Source organism: Mycolicibacterium wolinskyi, from assembly GCF_002101965.1.
Lineage (GTDB): Bacteria > Actinomycetota > Actinomycetes > Mycobacteriales > Mycobacteriaceae > Mycobacterium > Mycobacterium wolinskyi.
This window is the reverse complement of sequence record NZ_LQQA01000036.1, coordinates 33596-47947: the sequence shown is the minus strand read 5'-3', so window position 1 is coordinate 47947 and position 14352 is coordinate 33596. Positions and strand designations below refer to the sequence as shown.

15 protein-coding genes are annotated in these 14352 nt (G+C 67.3%); 12 read left to right on the top strand and 3 right to left on the bottom strand.

The features are described from left to right. The first annotated feature begins 46 nt into the window (after nucleotides 1-46). Entirely contained in the window at nucleotides 47-1354 is a 1308-nt protein-coding gene (locus tag AWC31_RS36520; protein WP_085150763.1) for a spinster family MFS transporter, read from the top strand. Here AWC31_RS36520 and AWC31_RS36515 read toward each other — a convergent pair. Further along, complete coding sequence (locus AWC31_RS36515; RefSeq protein WP_085150761.1) at nucleotides 1317-1721, bottom strand: DUF4267 domain-containing protein; 405 nt, start codon at nucleotides 1719-1721, stop codon at nucleotides 1317-1319. The genes AWC31_RS36520 and AWC31_RS36515 overlap by 38 nt on opposite strands. Nucleotides 1722-1845: 124 nt before the next feature. On the opposite strand from AWC31_RS36515, the gene aceA reads away from it, so the two are divergent. The 4 genes from aceA to AWC31_RS36495 are packed head-to-tail and all read left to right on the top strand — an operon-like array spanning nucleotide 1846 to nucleotide 6468. After that, nucleotides 1846-4143, top strand: coding sequence for an isocitrate lyase ICL2 (aceA, locus tag AWC31_RS36510; RefSeq protein WP_085150759.1), 2298 nt, complete (start codon nucleotides 1846-1848; stop codon nucleotides 4141-4143). Nucleotides 4144-4151: 8 nt separating this feature from the next. Beyond that, entirely contained in the window at nucleotides 4152-4766 is a 615-nt protein-coding gene (locus tag AWC31_RS36505) for a hypothetical protein (RefSeq protein WP_085150757.1), read from the top strand. A 47-nt stretch (nucleotides 4767-4813) separates the two neighbouring features. Next, nucleotides 4814-5884 (top strand): catalase family peroxidase, encoded by a 1071-nt coding sequence (locus AWC31_RS36500; RefSeq protein WP_110775450.1) that lies wholly within the window; start codon nucleotides 4814-4816, stop codon nucleotides 5882-5884. Further along, on the top strand, nucleotides 5881-6468 hold the full coding sequence (locus AWC31_RS36495) for a cytochrome b (protein WP_085150753.1): 588 nt from the start codon (nucleotides 5881-5883) through the stop codon (nucleotides 6466-6468). The genes AWC31_RS36500 and AWC31_RS36495 overlap by 4 nt, the downstream gene beginning before the upstream one ends. On the opposite strand, the gene AWC31_RS36490 is transcribed toward AWC31_RS36495, so the two are convergent. Next, nucleotides 6391-7698, bottom strand: coding sequence for an acyltransferase family protein (locus tag AWC31_RS36490; protein WP_085150751.1), 1308 nt, complete (start codon nucleotides 7696-7698; stop codon nucleotides 6391-6393). The two genes, AWC31_RS36495 and AWC31_RS36490, sit on opposite strands and share 78 nt — an antisense overlap. Nucleotides 7699-7849: 151 nt before the next feature. On the opposite strand from AWC31_RS36490, the gene AWC31_RS36485 reads away from it, so the two are divergent. The 6 genes from AWC31_RS36485 to AWC31_RS36460 all read left to right on the top strand — a co-directional run bounded on the left by AWC31_RS36485 (nucleotide 7850) and on the right by AWC31_RS36460 (nucleotide 12101). Then, the gene (locus AWC31_RS36485; RefSeq protein ID WP_110775449.1) at nucleotides 7850-8419 is read left to right on the top strand and encodes a hypothetical protein; all 570 of its coding nucleotides are present in this window, start codon (nucleotides 7850-7852) and stop codon (nucleotides 8417-8419) included. 90 nt (nucleotides 8420-8509) lie between these two features. Continuing rightward, nucleotides 8510-9085, top strand: coding sequence for a VldE C-terminal domain-containing protein (locus tag AWC31_RS36480; RefSeq protein ID WP_275082902.1), 576 nt, complete (start codon nucleotides 8510-8512; stop codon nucleotides 9083-9085). 313 nt (nucleotides 9086-9398) lie between these two features. Further along, a complete protein-coding gene (locus tag AWC31_RS36475; protein WP_085150745.1) occupies nucleotides 9399-10043 on the top strand; it encodes a VldE C-terminal domain-containing protein in 645 nt (214 codons plus the stop codon). A 95-nt stretch (nucleotides 10044-10138) separates the two neighbouring features. Next, nucleotides 10139-11047: a TIGR04222 domain-containing membrane protein gene (locus AWC31_RS36470; RefSeq protein WP_085150743.1), complete on the top strand. Its 909-nt coding sequence runs from the start codon at nucleotides 10139-10141 to the stop codon at nucleotides 11045-11047. Continuing rightward, complete coding sequence (locus tag AWC31_RS36465) at nucleotides 11044-11910, top strand: MbnB/TglH/ChrH family RiPP precursor modification enzyme (RefSeq protein WP_085150741.1); 867 nt, start codon at nucleotides 11044-11046, stop codon at nucleotides 11908-11910. Before AWC31_RS36470 ends, AWC31_RS36465 begins: the two co-directional genes overlap by 4 nt. Then, entirely contained in the window at nucleotides 11907-12101 is a 195-nt protein-coding gene (locus tag AWC31_RS36460) for an SCO6045 C-terminal-like domain-containing protein (protein WP_085150739.1), read from the top strand. Before AWC31_RS36465 ends, AWC31_RS36460 begins: the two co-directional genes overlap by 4 nt. Before the next feature lie 7 nt (nucleotides 12102-12108). Here AWC31_RS36460 and AWC31_RS36455 read toward each other — a convergent pair whose 3' ends face one another. Then, nucleotides 12109-12789 carry a transcriptional regulator gene (locus tag AWC31_RS36455; RefSeq protein ID WP_085150737.1) on the bottom strand — a complete coding sequence of 227 codons (681 nt, stop codon included), beginning with the start codon at nucleotides 12787-12789 and terminating at the stop codon, nucleotides 12109-12111. An 86-nt stretch (nucleotides 12790-12875) separates the two neighbouring features. Between AWC31_RS36455 and AWC31_RS36450 the strand changes: the two genes are divergently transcribed. Next, the gene (locus tag AWC31_RS36450; protein WP_085150735.1) at nucleotides 12876-14327 is read left to right on the top strand and encodes a cytochrome P450; all 1452 of its coding nucleotides are present in this window, start codon (nucleotides 12876-12878) and stop codon (nucleotides 14325-14327) included. Nucleotides 14328-14352 lie beyond the last annotated feature (25 nt).

The window sequence follows — 14352 nt, the reverse complement described above, 5'->3', positions numbered from 1 at the left end:
CCGGCGTTCTGGCAGGCTACGGCGAGCGTTCGAGCAGGAGGAGCCGATGCCGTCACCGCAGGCGATGATTCAGTTGGACCCTTCTGATGCGCATGGGCCACGACGGGCGTGGGCCGCGGTCGCGGTGCTGGCGCTCGTCGGCACGCTCAATTACGTCGACCGGTTCCTGCCCGGGGTGCTCGCCGAGCCGATCAAGAACGATCTTGCGTTGTCGGACACCGCGATCGGCGTCATCAACGGGTTCGGCTTTCTGATCGTGTACGCGGTGCTCGGGATCGTCATCGCGCGCGTCGCCGACCGCGGCGCGTTCGGCGCGGTGATCGCGGGCTCGCTGACGCTGTGGGGTGCCATGACGGTGCTCGGCGGCGCCGTCCAGTCCGGTTTCCAACTGGCTCTGACGCGGGTGGGCGTCGCGGTCGGCGAAGCGGGCAGCACGCCGGCCGCGCACGCCTATGTGGCACGCAATTTCCCGCCCGAGCGGCGCTCGGCGCCGCTTGCGGTCATCACGTTCGCGATCCCGCTGGCGTCTGCCGCCAGCATTCTCGGTGGCGGGCTGCTGGCCGAGAACCTGGGCTGGCGAACGGCCTTCGTGGTCATGGGCGCGATCAGCGTCGCGCTCGCCCCGCTCGTCCTGCTGGTGGTCGGCGTGCGTCAGACGCTGCCCAAACCGACTGTGCCCGAGCAGGATACGAAGATCAACTGGTGGGATCTGCTGCGCAAGCCGAGCTTCCTCGCCATCATCGGCGGCACCGCGTGCATCTCGGCGGCCGGATACTCGCTGACGACGTTCGCGCCCGCGTTCCTGATGCGCACGCGCGGCATGTCGCTCGGTGAGGTCGGTCTGGAGTACGGACTGGCCACCGGGCTCACCGGAGTCCTGGGGCTGCTGATCGTGGGACGCCTGGCCGATCGGCTTGCCGCACGTGACCCGCGCTGGCTGCTGATGATCGTCGTCGTGCTGACAGTGATGCTGCTGCCGGCTTCGGTGCTGGCGTTCGTGGTGGACAACCGGGCGCTGTGCGTGTGGTTCCTCGCGCTCAGCTACGTCATCGGCACGGCGTATCTGGCCCCGTCCATCGCCGCGGTGCAGCGTCTGGTTCTGCCCGAGCACCGTGCGACGGCGTCGGCGATCTTTCTGTTCTTCAACGCGGTGTTCGGAGCAGTCGGCCCGTTCTTGACGGGCGTGATCAGCGACGCGCTGACCGCCGATCTGGGTGCGCAAGCATTGGGACGGGCCCTGCTGATCCTGGTGCCCGCCCTGCAGGTCGTCGCCATGGGCTGCTATTTCGTCGCGGCCCGCCGGTACCGCAACGACATCATCGAGGTGGCGGCCAGCCCGTCGGCGCCGGCTTAGGCCGCCGCCGGGTCGCGCCCCACAGGCCGACCCCGATTCCGACGACGGCCCCGCCGAGACCGATGATCTGCTGACTGCGCCGCATCTCGCCGTGCACGCCGAGCCCACCCAGCAGATCGGCGGCATCGGCTCCGCCCGAGGCGAGGAACCAGCCGCGGGTGTCGGCGCCGCGCAGCCCGGCCGCCACGAGCAGCCCGCCGATCAACGCGTCGCGGTACCCCATCGACCGCAGCAGCAGCTGCGCGGTCGCGTCGGGTTTGTCCGGTGAACCCCACAGCCGGTTGGCGCGCAGCGGGTCGACGAGAAACGAGATCCCAGAGGCGAGTCGGATGGTGCCCGCGGCGAGTGCCGCCCGGTCGATCGACATGGCCTGCAGCCTATGACGCGACCCTCAGCGGGCGTCGTATGTCCTGAGAAAACTCCCAACCCGGCTCCAGCGACCCGGCTGTGCGGCAATGATTGGAGGTACCCGAGTTCAGGAGCGGACACCCATGGCCACGATCGAAGCCAACGCACAGACCAACTCGTCAATCGAGCAGGACTTTGAACACGATGTAGCCGCCACGCAAGCCTATTTCGACAGTTCCCGCTTCGACGGCATCATCCGGCTGTATTCGGCACGCCAGGTCGCCGAGCAGCGCGGCACCATCCCTTCGGACTATCCGGTGGCGCGCGAAGCCGCGACCGCGTTCTACCCCTACCTGCGCGAGCTGTTCGCCAAGAAGAAGAGCATCACCACGTTCGGGCCGTATTCGCCCGGTCAGGCCGTGGTGATGAAACGGATGGGCATCGGCGGGATCTACCTCGGCGGCTGGGCGACCTCGGCGAAAGGTTCGATCAGTGAGGATCCGGGCCCCGATCTGGCCTCCTATCCGCTGAGCCAGGTGCCCGACGAGGCGGCCGGGCTGGTGCGCGCGCTGCTCACCGCCGATCGCAACCAGCAGTACCTGCGCCTGAAGATGTCCGAGGAGCAGCGGGCCGCGACGCCCGCCTACGATTACCGGCCGTTCATCATCGCCGACGCCGACACCGGCCACGGCGGTGATCCGCACGTGCGCAACCTGATTCGCCGCTTCGTCGAGTCCGGCGTGCCCGGTTACCACATCGAGGACCAGCGGCCCGGCACCAAGAAATGCGGTCACCAGGGCGGCAAGGTCCTGGTGCCGTCCGACGAACAGATCAAGCGGCTCAACACCGCGCGGTTCCAGCTCGACATCATGCGGGTGCCCGGCATCATCGTGGCGCGCACCGACGCCGAGGCCGCCAACCTGATCGACAGCCGCGCCGACGAACGCGATCAGCCGTTCCTGCTGGGCGCCACGAACCTCAAGATCCCGTCGTACAAATCCTGCTTCCTGGCGATGGTCCGCCATTTCTACGAGTCGGGCGTCGCCGAACTCAACGGGCACCTGCTCTACGCACTGCCCGCAGGCGAGTACTCCGCGGCCGAAGAGTGGCTGCAACGACACGGCATCATGGACGCGGCCACCGAGGCCACCGCGACCTGGAAGCAGAGCGGCGGATCGGTCGACGCGTTGTTCGACAAGGTCGAGTCAACCTTCGTCGATGCCTGGCAGGACGATGCCGGGCTGAACACCTACGGCGAGGCCGTGGCCGAACTGCTCGAGTTCCGTGAACGCGAGGGCGAGCCCGCCGACATGAGTGCCGCCGACTGGCGTGCATTCGCCACGCGCGCACCCCTCTATACGGCGCGGGAAAAGGCCAAGGAGCTGGGCGCCGACGTCGCATGGGACTGCGAGCGGGCCAAGACACCGGAGGGCTATTACCAAGTCCGCGGCGGCATTCCGTACGCGATCGCGAAGTCGCTCGCGGCGGCGCCGTTCGCCGACATCCTGTGGATGGAGACCAAGACCGCCGATCTCGCCGATGCCAAGCAGTTCGCCGATGCGATCCACGCCGAGTACCCCGACCAGATGCTGGCCTACAACCTGTCGCCGTCGTTCAACTGGGACACCACCGGCATGACCGACGACGAGATGCGGGCGTTCCCCGAGGAACTCGGGAAGATGGGATTCGTCTTCAACTTCATCACCTACGGCGGCCACCAGGTCGACGGCGTGGCATGTGAGGAGTTCGCGACGTCGCTCCAACAGGAGGGCATGCTCGCGCTGGCCCGTTTGCAACGCAAGATGCGCCTGGTCGAATCGCCTTACCGCACACCGCAAACACTGGTCGGCGGGCCGCGCAGCGATGCGGCACTGGCCGCGTCCTCGGGCCGCACGGCGACCACCAAGGCGATGGGCAAAGGCTCGACCCAACACCAGCACCTGGTGCAGACCGAGGTGCCGAAGAAGCTGCTCGAGGAATGGCTGGCGCTGTGGAGCGACCACTATCAGCTACCCGAGAAGCTCCGGGTTCAGCTGCGGCCGCGGCGCGCCGGGTCCGATGTGCTCGATCTCGGCATCTACGGCGACGGTGACGAGCCGTTGGCCAACGTCGTCGTCGACCCGATCAAGGACCGGCACGGGCGCAGCATCCTCACGGTGCGCGACCAGAACACGTTCTCCGAGCAGCTGCGCAAGAAGCGGCTGATGGACCTCATCCATCTGTGGCTGATCCACCGCTTCAAGGCCGAGATCGTGTACTACGTGACGCCGACCGAGGACAACATCTATCAAACCGAAAAGATGAAGACCCACGGCATATTCAGCGACGTCTACCAGGAGGTGGGCGAGATCATCGTCGCCGACGTCAACAAGCCCCGTATCGAGGAGTTGCTCGCGCCCGACCGGCAGGCGCTCGGGCGACTCATCCGCAAGGAGGACTGACCGACCGCGTGCCACTGCAGAACCGGGTCACACCCGGTGGAGCGATCATCGCGACCAGCGCCCGCGGCACGTTCATGGGCAATCGCGGCATCCTGCACGACGACAACCGCCGGATCATCCGGACCTCACGCAACGCGATGTGGCTGATCTGCGAGCTCGAATTCAAGGGCCGCAGGCGTGAACTCATGCGTCCCGGCACCTACACCGAGCTCTTCTTCCTGGATGAGGCGGTCGCCCTGGCGGCCGGTCACCGGCCGTGCGGCGAGTGCCGCCGCATGGCCTACCGCGCCTACATCGACGCGGCCAACGTCGGCAATGACCGTCCCATCAGCTCGGCCAAGGAATTCGACAGGCAACTCAGAGCATCCCGGCAGGAGCCGGGTATCACGGCGGAGATCGGCACACTGCCCGATGGTGTGTTCGTCACGTTCGGCGACAACGACTTTCGGCTGATCTGGCAAGGCACGGCGTACCGATGGTCACCGGAGGGCTACACCGATCCCGTTGTTCTCACAGCTGATCGGCAGGCGCGCGTGGTGACGCCCGGATTGTCGCTGGATGCGCTGCGGCACGGCTACCCGGTGCAGGTACATCCGTCCGCCGAGAGCGTCACAATTCGGTAATCACTGCGCCGGTCGCAGATCGGGCGAACCGTGCGTTAATCACATCGATGCCCAAACAACAATGGCCGGTGCTCGATCGGCGCAAGGTTCTGCTCGGCGCGGCCGCCGTCGGCGGCTTCCTGGCGCTCGACGTGGGCGCGTTGCTGTTCGCCACCAACACCGTCGGGCCGCGCCGCCTCACCCCCCAGACGTTCGTGGACGCGTTCCGGACGGTTTTCGGCCACCATGCCGGATACCGCGTGAACCATGCGAAGGCCGTCGCGGTGTCGGGTTACTTCGACAGCAACGGCGACGGTCAGCAGTTGTCCACCGCCGCCGTCTTCGCACGCGGTATCACACCGGTGCTGGGCCGGTTCTCGTTCGGCAACGGAAATCCCCGGGTGCCCGACGATCCGTCCCTGGCACGCGGACTCGGCCTGGTGTTCGGTTTCCCGTCCGACGAGCAGTGGCGGATGGCGCTGTTGAATCTGCCCGTCTTTCCTGACAATTCGCCGCAAGGATTCTATGACCGGCTGCTCGCGGGCAAGCCTGTGCCGGCCACCGGAAAACCGGATCCCGCGGCGATGGCGCGGTTTCTGGCCGATCATCCCGAGACGGCGCGCGCCATGCAGATCATCAAGGCCAACCCGCCGACGCCGGGCTTCGCCGACAGCACCTACCGCAGCCTGATCACGTTCTATTTCGTGAACGCCGACGGTGTGCGCACGCCGGTCCGGTGGTCGCTGGTGCCGATGCAACCGTCCCGCCCGGCATTTCGGGGCGACAACGGGATGTTCGAGGCGTTGATCGCGTCGATGCGCACCGGCCCGCTGCGCTGGCGGTTGCTGCTGACGATCGGTGCGCCAGACGATCCCGTCGCCGACGCGACCCTGCCCTGGCCGCCCGATCGGCGCACCGTCGACGCCGGGGTGCTGACCCTCGACACGATCGAGACCGAACGCCCGGGAAACAGTCGCGATGTGAATTTCGATCCGATGGTGCTGCCCGACGGGATCGAACCATCCGACGATCCGCTGCTGAGTGCCCGGTCGGCGGTCTATGGGGCGTCGTACCGGATCCGCAGCCGGGAGCCCCAGACCTCACCGCCCGAGGTGCAGGTCGACGAGGTGCAGACGTGACGGCCACACGCCACGCGGCGTCGACGCGCGTATTTCACTGGCTGACCGCGCTGCTCGTGTTCGCGGCGTTGTTCGTCGGGTTCGTGATGGTCAACTCGATCGCGAGCTATGCCACCCTGCTCGTCGTCCACAAGACGCTCGGCGCGACGATCCTGGTGGTCGTCGTGCTGCGCATCGGCAACCGGCTGTTTCACCGCGGCCCGCCGCTGCCGCCCACTGTCGGCACGCTGGAACGCAAAGTCATTGTGATGTCGGAGTTCTCGCTGTACGGACTGCTCGTGGTCCAGCCTCTTGTCGGCTGGACGATGCTGTCGGCGGCAGGCAACCGCGTGACCATCGGTGGCGTCACGCTACCGCGCATCGCCCCGTTTTCCGGTGACCTCTACGGCTTGCTCCGCCAAACCCACACGGTGATCGCCTACCTGCTGATGGCGGTGATCGCCGCGCATGTGTCAGCCGTGCTGTTGCACACCGTCACGCTGCGCGACGGGATGTTGCAGCGCATGTCATTTCGGCTGCCGTTGCGCGCTGCCCACGCTCAACCGGGCAGCGCCAGCCGCGACGACGAACCCGCCGAGCGCTGACCAGCCCACGGTGCCGTCGAGCCCGTTCTTGGCCATCAACGTCAACGCCGCACCGGCAAGGCAGATCAACGCGCCGGCCATGATCGACCGGCCGCCGGTCACGCGTACCGGCCCGTCCCACCACGGCAGCGGCCGGTGTTCGAGCGGTGACAGGAGCCGGAACGCCACGGCCATCAACACCGCGAACAACGCCGCACGCAACGCGAGCAGACCCCAGAAGCCGGGCGCGTGCGGATCGAACGCGTCCAGGCCGATGGCGTGCAGGCTGAATGCCGCGACGGCGATGACCGGGATGTGCCACAGGTAGATCGTCATCGCTCCCCTGTTGCCGACCGCGACGACGTACCACACCCGCGGCCGCTGCGCCCAGCGCTGTATCGCGCCGGCCGCCGCCACGAACAGGCACGACACCCACGTGCAATGCAGCGCGAGCAGCAGCGTGGGCGGCGAGACGTTCGACACCCGCTCCGTCCCGGTGACCACGAGCGACACATCATAGGGACCGAACACCACGAGCAGGACTGCCGCGGCGAACGCCGACACCGCCACGGCAATGGCGACCCGGGCCTGGACCAGGCGGCGGGCGTAGGCGACCCCGATCACCATCGGGATGAGCCACACGACGATCAGATTCGGGGTCGCGACCGCGGCCGAATCCAGTTGGAACCGCAGCACGTCGAACACTGTCGACACCGCGATGAGCAGCGCCACGAGCGCTGCCGCCGATCGCCCGCTCGACAGCCGCATCAACGCAGGCACGAACGCGAGCGTCACCAGATACACGCCGAGAAACCACAGCAGCGCCACGCATTCGCGCCCGAGCGCATCCGCGGATTCCTCGCCCATCGTCGCGTGCACCGCCACCAGGGCGACCGTCCACACCGCGAGATACCAGAACACCGGCCGGCACAGTCGTTGCGCCCGCGTGAACAGCCAAGCGCCCCAAGGATTGCCGCGACGCCAGCTGTATGCACCCGCGGCGCCGCCAGCAAGAAAGAACAACGGCATGACCTGCAGCACCCAGGTGATCGGGGTGAGCGCAGGTAATTCCCCGAGGATGTTGCCGACCCGCACGCCGCCGGAATCGATCGTGGCGAGCAGCATCGCGCAGTGCCCGAACATCACGACCACGAGCGCGCCGAGCCGCGCGACGTCGACCGCGCGGTCCCGGTCGGGCTTGGTCTCTGCAGCCACGGTGTCCGGGGACGGCACGACCTCAGGCGTATGCATGCCTTCAGTCTGCCGGTCCGGAGGACTGCGCGGATGGGTAGTTATACCCACAAGTTCGGGCATAACGGACATACGAACGGCAACCAACCGCCATAATCCAGCGGGGGTGAGCCGGATGTCGAAACGGGTTCTGGGCCGAGTCAGCACCGCGATGGTCGCTGCTCTGGCCGCTGTGCTGGCGAGCGTCGCTGGCCCCGCCGCCGCCACTCCGAACGGCGCTCCAGCGACGCTGCCTGCGTTCATCCCCTACCAGTCGAACTGGTCCCCGAACTACACGGTGTTCCCCTACAACTTGTGGCAGAACCGGGTCACTCCCGAGCAGATCACCGCACAACGAGATTCCTGCCAATGGTTCAACGCCCAGTACGACACGTTGATGAGCCAGGTGTTCGGGTTCCAGCGCTTCCTGGGCGATCAGGATGACGAGTGGACCGCACCCGGTGTGCAGCCCGCGGGCGACATCGTCATCGCGAACCTCGATCAGTCCGCGGGATTTCTCGATCCGCGGGCACATACCTTGTACATCACCAATTACCCGGACCAGAGCCAGTATTCGCCGCTGTACAACGGTGATTCGATCTACCGGCTGTGGTATCAGTTCACCCAGATCAGCGACAAGATGAAGCAGAAGCTGCCGTCCGGGGTCATCAACGCCAACATCGCCACGGCGAATGTGTACGGAACAGTGATCCGAGATTCCGGTGTGTGCGCGGGGGCGTGAAGTACATTGCTGAGCGTGCGCGGGAACTTGTTCGCCAATGGCCGAGGCCGCTGGCTGGCATTGGCGACGTCGATCGCCGTCGCCGCCGCGATGTTCTACGCGCAAGGCGCCGAGGCTCCGTGCTGCGCTGAGGCTCCCGTGGCAACTCCGCCCAGCCAGCAAGCCGCGCCACCCGCGACGAGCCCGGCCGAGGCCGAGCTGTTGGCAGCAAGTGCCCCGGTCGCCGCGCGCGACTTCCAGCTCGCGTTGCCGCCCGGCGTCGCGCCCGAGTCCGGATTGCAGGTCAAGACCATCTGGGCGGCTCGGGCCATCAGCGTGATGTTTCCCGAGATCACCACGATCGGCGGGTACCGGCAAGATCCGCTGAAGTGGCATCCCAACGGGCTCGCGATCGACGTGATGATCCCCGACTACCACTCCGACGAGGGCATCGCACTCGGCAATCAGATCGCCGGATTCGCCCTGGCGAATGCCAAGCGATGGGGCGTGCTGCACGTGATCTGGCGGCAGGGCTACTACCCGGGCATCGGTGCGCCGAGTTGGACCGCGGACTACGGTTCGGAAACCCTCAATCACTTCGACCATGTCCACATCGCCACCGACGGCGGCGGATACCCGACGGGCGAGGAAACCTACTACATCGGCTCATTGAAACGGCCCAATTAACCGGCTTCTAAACACGAATGTGGTAAACGCCATAGATTTTGCCCGGAGCGCCGCATGTCACTAGAACTTCGCGACCGCTGCTGGTCACCAGTTAACCGTCACAGTCCACATGGACGTGCTTAACGAAAGCCGCGGGATAGCAGCTGAGCTGGCAGTTCACGCTCGTCGCACGACAAAACGCTGTCTACTTACAGGAAACCTCGCGGCGTCAACCCACGATTGACGACGGACCGCCGATTCGTTGCCATCACTGAGTGCAGGTAACGCCGCCGATGGCAATGATCGTCATTTCCGCCGGTAGGGTCCGGACCTCGTGGGAAGACACCGTCTAGCTGAGAGGCGGCGCAGCCGTCGGTCGGCCGTCGTCGGTGCCGTCGTCATACCTGCTGCGACGATTCTGATCGCCGGCGCAGACACGGTGCCGACCTTCAATCCTGAGGTCCGTTGCTGCGCGGAAGTCAAGCCTGCGGCGGCTGTCGCGCCGCCCGTCGCCAAACCCGCGCCGGCTCCGCTGCCGCCGCCGGACGCCCGCGCCGCTCGTCGCGATGTCCGGGTCCCGCTGCCGGTCGGCCGGGCGCCGGAGAAGGGCCTGCAGGTCGAGACGATCTTGGCGGCCCGCGCCGTCAGTGCGGCCTTCCCCGAGATCCTGACCATCGGCGGGGTCCGGTCCGACCCGCTGAAGTGGCATCCCCATGGGTTGGCGATCGACGTGATGATCCCGCACTACGCCACGCCAGAAGGCAAGGCACTCGGCGAGCGAATCGTCGCCTATGTCCTCGACAACGCCGATCGATTCGGGGTCAACCACATCATCTTCCGGCAGACCCTCTACCGGCACGACGGTTCGAAGAAGCGCATGTCGGACCGAGGTGGAGACACCGCCAACCACTACGACCACGTACACATCGCCACCAACGGTGGCGGCTACCCGACGGGTCACGAAACCTACTTGCGATAGAGCGCATCTCGCCGCGTCCGCCACGCCGGAAAGTTGTGACCGGTAGAGCCACACACCTGACACGCTGATCCCACCTGAACACAGGAGGTGAGGCGTTGTCGATCGGCGATGTGATCGAGGGCTATGCCGGCGCGGTGACCGGTGGAGTCAAGGGCTATCTGATCATCCTGGGCGCGACCGCGGTGTTCGCGGTGCTCTGGCGGATCGCAGCGGCTCCGCGGCGGCCCGCTCGCGCTCAGCCGATCAGCGCGACCGAGCTGGCCTTCTTGCGTTCTGACGTCGCACCGGTGGTGACGGCTCTCGCCGGCCTGCGCGCGAGCGGCCGGATCACCGGCCGCGACCAGGTGGACCACACCGCGCCGGCCGGACCGGAGGTCGACCGGTTCACTGCACGAATGCTGGAACGCGCGGCCACCGATCCCGTGCACACCGTGCCCACGTTGTTCGCCGCATCCCAGCCCGACCTCGCATCGCTGGAGGCACAACTCAGTGCGCGCGGGCTGGTGCGGACCCGCGCCGAGCGGTCGCGCATGCGCTGGGGCACGGCACCGTCGATCGCGGTCCTGCTCGTCGGCGTCGCCTCGTGCGTATATCTGGTGACGCAGGTGTCGCACCGCGCGCAAGATGTCGTGCCGTTGGCGGTGATGGTGTTCGCCGTTGCCATGTTCGGGCTGGTGGTACTCCCCCGCCTACTCACCGTGGATCGGCTGACGCGCGCGGGCCGGCGCCTGCTTGCGGCCGAGCAGGAGCGGCTGGCCTACCTGGAGCCGGCAAAGCGGCCTGCGTTCGCCACGTACGGCCCCGCTGCGGTGGCTTGGTCGGTGGCGCTGTTCGGTACGGGCGCACTGTGGGCGGTCGACGCGGACTACTCGACCGCGGTTCAACTGGCCGGGTCTGCCTCCAGCGGCCACGACGGCGGCGGCTGCGGCGCGTCGTGCGGGGGTGACGGCGGTGGTGGCTGCGGCAGTGGCTGCGGTGGCTGTGGCGGAGGGTGCGGCGGATGAGCAGCTTCAGCCGTGCCGTGCCCGCGCTGGGAGATGTCGGCATCGGATGGCGACGCGAGATCGCCGGGGTGATCGCCGATCTGCGCCCGGGGTTCTGCGAGGTGATCGCCGAGTCGATACCCGTGCGTCGCCGCAAAGCCCGGCCGGACCTGCTGTTGGCCGGCCTGGCCGCGCGCGGTGTGCCGGTGATCCCGCACGGCGTCGCGCTCTCCCTCGGCGGCACCGAACCCGTGCAACCCAAGCGAATTCGACGGCTGGCCGCATGCGCGGAGGCGCTCGGCGCCCCAGTGGTCAGTGAGCACATCGCATTCGTGCGGGCAGGCGGGATCGAGGCCGGGCATCTGCTGCCGGTGCCGCGCACCCGCGAGGCACTGGACGTGTTGGCGGCCAACATCGAACGCACCCGACGGGAATTGCCGGTGCCGCTGGCCGTCGAGAACATCGCGTCGTTCGTGGAGTGGCCCGAATCGAATCTCACCGAATCCGAGTTCCTCACCGAACTGCTCGAACGCACCGGCGTCCTGTTGGTCCTCGATGTCGCGAACGTATATGCCAACGCGCGCAACCGAGGTCGCGACCCGCACCAGGAGCTCGCACGGTTACCGGTCGAGCGGGTGGCCTACAGCCATGTCGCGGGCGGACACGAGGACGGCCGCTTCTACCACGACACGCACACTGACCGGACTCCGCGTGAGGTGCTGGATTTGGTTGCGGCACTGCGGGAACGGGTCGACGCCCCGTTCATGCTCGAGCGCGACGGGCGCTACCCGCCGACCGCGAAACTCTTCGACGAGCTCGACGCGATCGCCGCAGCCGCGGGCTCCATGCCCATCACGACCGCGGCCAGGGAGGTGTGGGTATGACGGATCGCGACACATTGGCGCGCCGCCAAGAGGCGTTGGTCCGGGCCCTGGTCGCCGGTGGCCCGGTGCCGCCGGGCTTCGATCCGGACGCCGTGGCCGCGGCCAGCGCGGTGTGCCGACACAAGCGCGACGCCCATGCACATGCGCTCGCGCGTCGGGGCCGCCGGTGGTCTCGTCTTTGGAGACGATGATCGCCCGCTAATGCCGCGTCCGTGCGACGTCGGCCGCGCCATTGCCGGTGACGAGCCACAGCGTGGTCAAGCTGTCCACGAGATCGGCGAGCGACACCCGCGCGCGCCCGTCCACGTACGCGAGGATCGCGTCGGCCGTCCCACCCACGATGAACGCAGGCGCGACCTGCGCGAGCGGATCGGTCTCCAGCTCCACGCCGTGCACCATGCGGGCGTGCCCGACGAGCACTGCAGTCAGGCCGCGCATCACGGTGTCTCGGTGTTGGTGCAGCGCCGGTGAACTCGCCACCCCGCCGAGAAGCACCCGCGCGTGCCGCGGGTCGTCGATGAGTGTGTGTACCACCGCCTCGACCGCGGCCCGCGCCTGCGCCGCAAGGGGTTCCGCGGCTGCGCCGGCCACGGCGGTGAGTGTGGCAGCACTGACGTTGGCGGCGATGTCGTCGACCGCCGCGGCGGCCACCGCGTCCAGATCGCTGAAGTTCTCATAGAAGTAGCGCTTGTTCAGCCCCGCCGCCGCGCACAGTTTGTCGACGGTGATGGTGCGCCACTCGTTGCCGCACATGGCGTCGACGGCGGCGTCGAGCAATCGCACGCGCCGCACCTGGCGGCGTTCCTCGGCGGATTGGCCGCCGTAGCTGCGCTGCGACTCGGACGCCACCCGATCGTTGTTTTCTCGCGAATTCGCCATTGACAACCGCCAATTCTCTCTGGCACCGTTTCGTACCAGATTATCTGGCACAGCTTTGTACCACAATTGGTCAAGTGGAGGAGTCCATGACCGTCCTCTCATCGGATACCGCGGCCGAAGCCAAGCTCCGATTACATTGTGTGGCAGCAGAATTCACCTCGCGCTACCCGAGTCGCGAGCACGCCCTGGCCAAACCCCCGGCCGGGTCGACCCTGAAGCCGGTACCGGGCAACTACGGCTTTCCGGTCATCGGGCACATCATGAGTACGATCGTCGAGCCACTGGAGTTCGCCCGGCGCCGCTACGACCGCTACGGGCCCGTGTCCTGGGCCGGCGGCGTGGGTTTCCGGGTCGTGCAACTCATGGGTCCGGAAGCCTTGGAGACCGCCTGGATAAACCCCGACAAGGCGTTCTCCAGCACCAAGGGTTGGGCGCCGGTGATCGGACCGTTTTTCCACCGCGGGATCATGCTGCTCGATTTCGAGGAACACCGCGACCATCGCCGCATCATGCAGCAGGCCTTCACCCGCAGCGCCCTGGACGGTTATCTCGACCTGATGCGACCCGGCATCGCCCGTACGATCGCCAATTGGCCTGCAGCGCCCCGCTTTCCGTTCTACACGTCGGTCAAACACCTGCTCCTCGACCAGGCCGCGGAGGTGTTCGTCGGCGCCGAGCTCGGCGCCGAGTCCGACCGGCTGTCGGCAGACTTCCACGACACCGTGTGCGGCGGTCAGGCGATGATCCGCGCCGACATCCCCGGCGGCATGTGGGCGCGCGGGCTCCGCGCCCGTGAGCGTCTCGAGCGCTACTTCGCCGCGCAACTGCCGGCCCGGCGGGCCGGTACCGGCACCGACCTCTTTTCGATGCTGTGCCGCAGCCGAAGTGAGGACGGCGACCGGTTCAGCGACGCCGACATCGTCAACCACATGATCTTTCTGCTCATGGCCGCCCATGACACGAGCGCCATCGCGATCTCCATGCTCGTCTACGAGCTCGGGCGAAACAACCGCTGGCAGAACGCACTTCGCGACGAAGCCCAAGCCGATCCCCGCGATCACCTCACGACCGCCGACCTGTCCGACGCCTATCCCCTACTCGATGCGGCCTTCAAGGAGATCCTGCGGATGTACGCGCCGGCCGGCACGCTGTTTCGCCAGGCCATCAAGGACACCGAAGTCGCCGGGCACTACATCCCTCGCAAGACCCAGGTGGCGATCAACGTCTACGCCTCCATGCGGCTCGCCGACTGGTGGCCCGAGCCGGACCTCTTCGATCCGGCCCGCTTCCTCACCGGCGCCGACGCCTCCGCCGTCCACCGCTACGCATTCGCCCCGTTCGGCGGTGGCGTCCACAAATGCCTCGGCCAGCAATTCGCCGACATGAACGTCAAGGCGATCATGCATCAGTTGTTGCGGCGCTTTCAGTGGCACGTGCCCGCGGGGTATCGGCCCCGCATGACATGGGGAACCGGGCCAACGCCGGCTGACGGATTGCCTATTGCTTTGGAGCGGTTGGCTGGCGTGGGCGCCCGATGAGTTCCGGCGGCGCACCGAGTCTGCC

What these genes read in the sequence shown, in the direction of transcription:
- AWC31_RS36485 (WP_110775449.1), top strand. Translation starts at nt 7,850, where the DNA reads ATGGTCGCTGCTCTGGCCGCTGTGCTGGCGAGCGTCGCTGGCCCCGCC.
- AWC31_RS36515 (WP_085150761.1), bottom strand. Translation starts at nt 1,721, where the DNA reads ATGTCGATCGACCGGGCGGCACTCGCCGCGGGCACCATCCGACTCGCC.
- AWC31_RS36500 (WP_110775450.1), top strand. Translation starts at nt 4,814, where the DNA reads ATGCCCAAACAACAATGGCCGGTGCTCGATCGGCGCAAGGTTCTGCTC.
- AWC31_RS36450 (WP_085150735.1), top strand. Translation starts at nt 12,876, where the DNA reads ATGACCGTCCTCTCATCGGATACCGCGGCCGAAGCCAAGCTCCGATTA.
- AWC31_RS36490 (WP_085150751.1), bottom strand. Translation starts at nt 7,698, where the DNA reads ATGCATACGCCTGAGGTCGTGCCGTCCCCGGACACCGTGGCTGCAGAG.
- AWC31_RS36480 (WP_275082902.1), top strand. Translation starts at nt 8,510, where the DNA reads ATGTTCTACGCGCAAGGCGCCGAGGCTCCGTGCTGCGCTGAGGCTCCC.
- aceA (WP_085150759.1), top strand. Translation starts at nt 1,846, where the DNA reads ATGGCCACGATCGAAGCCAACGCACAGACCAACTCGTCAATCGAGCAG.
- AWC31_RS36520 (WP_085150763.1), top strand. Translation starts at nt 47, where the DNA reads ATGCCGTCACCGCAGGCGATGATTCAGTTGGACCCTTCTGATGCGCAT.
- AWC31_RS36455 (WP_085150737.1), bottom strand. Translation starts at nt 12,789, where the DNA reads ATGGCGAATTCGCGAGAAAACAACGATCGGGTGGCGTCCGAGTCGCAG.
- AWC31_RS36465 (WP_085150741.1), top strand. Translation starts at nt 11,044, where the DNA reads ATGAGCAGCTTCAGCCGTGCCGTGCCCGCGCTGGGAGATGTCGGCATC.
- AWC31_RS36460 (WP_085150739.1), top strand. Translation starts at nt 11,907, where the DNA reads ATGACGGATCGCGACACATTGGCGCGCCGCCAAGAGGCGTTGGTCCGG.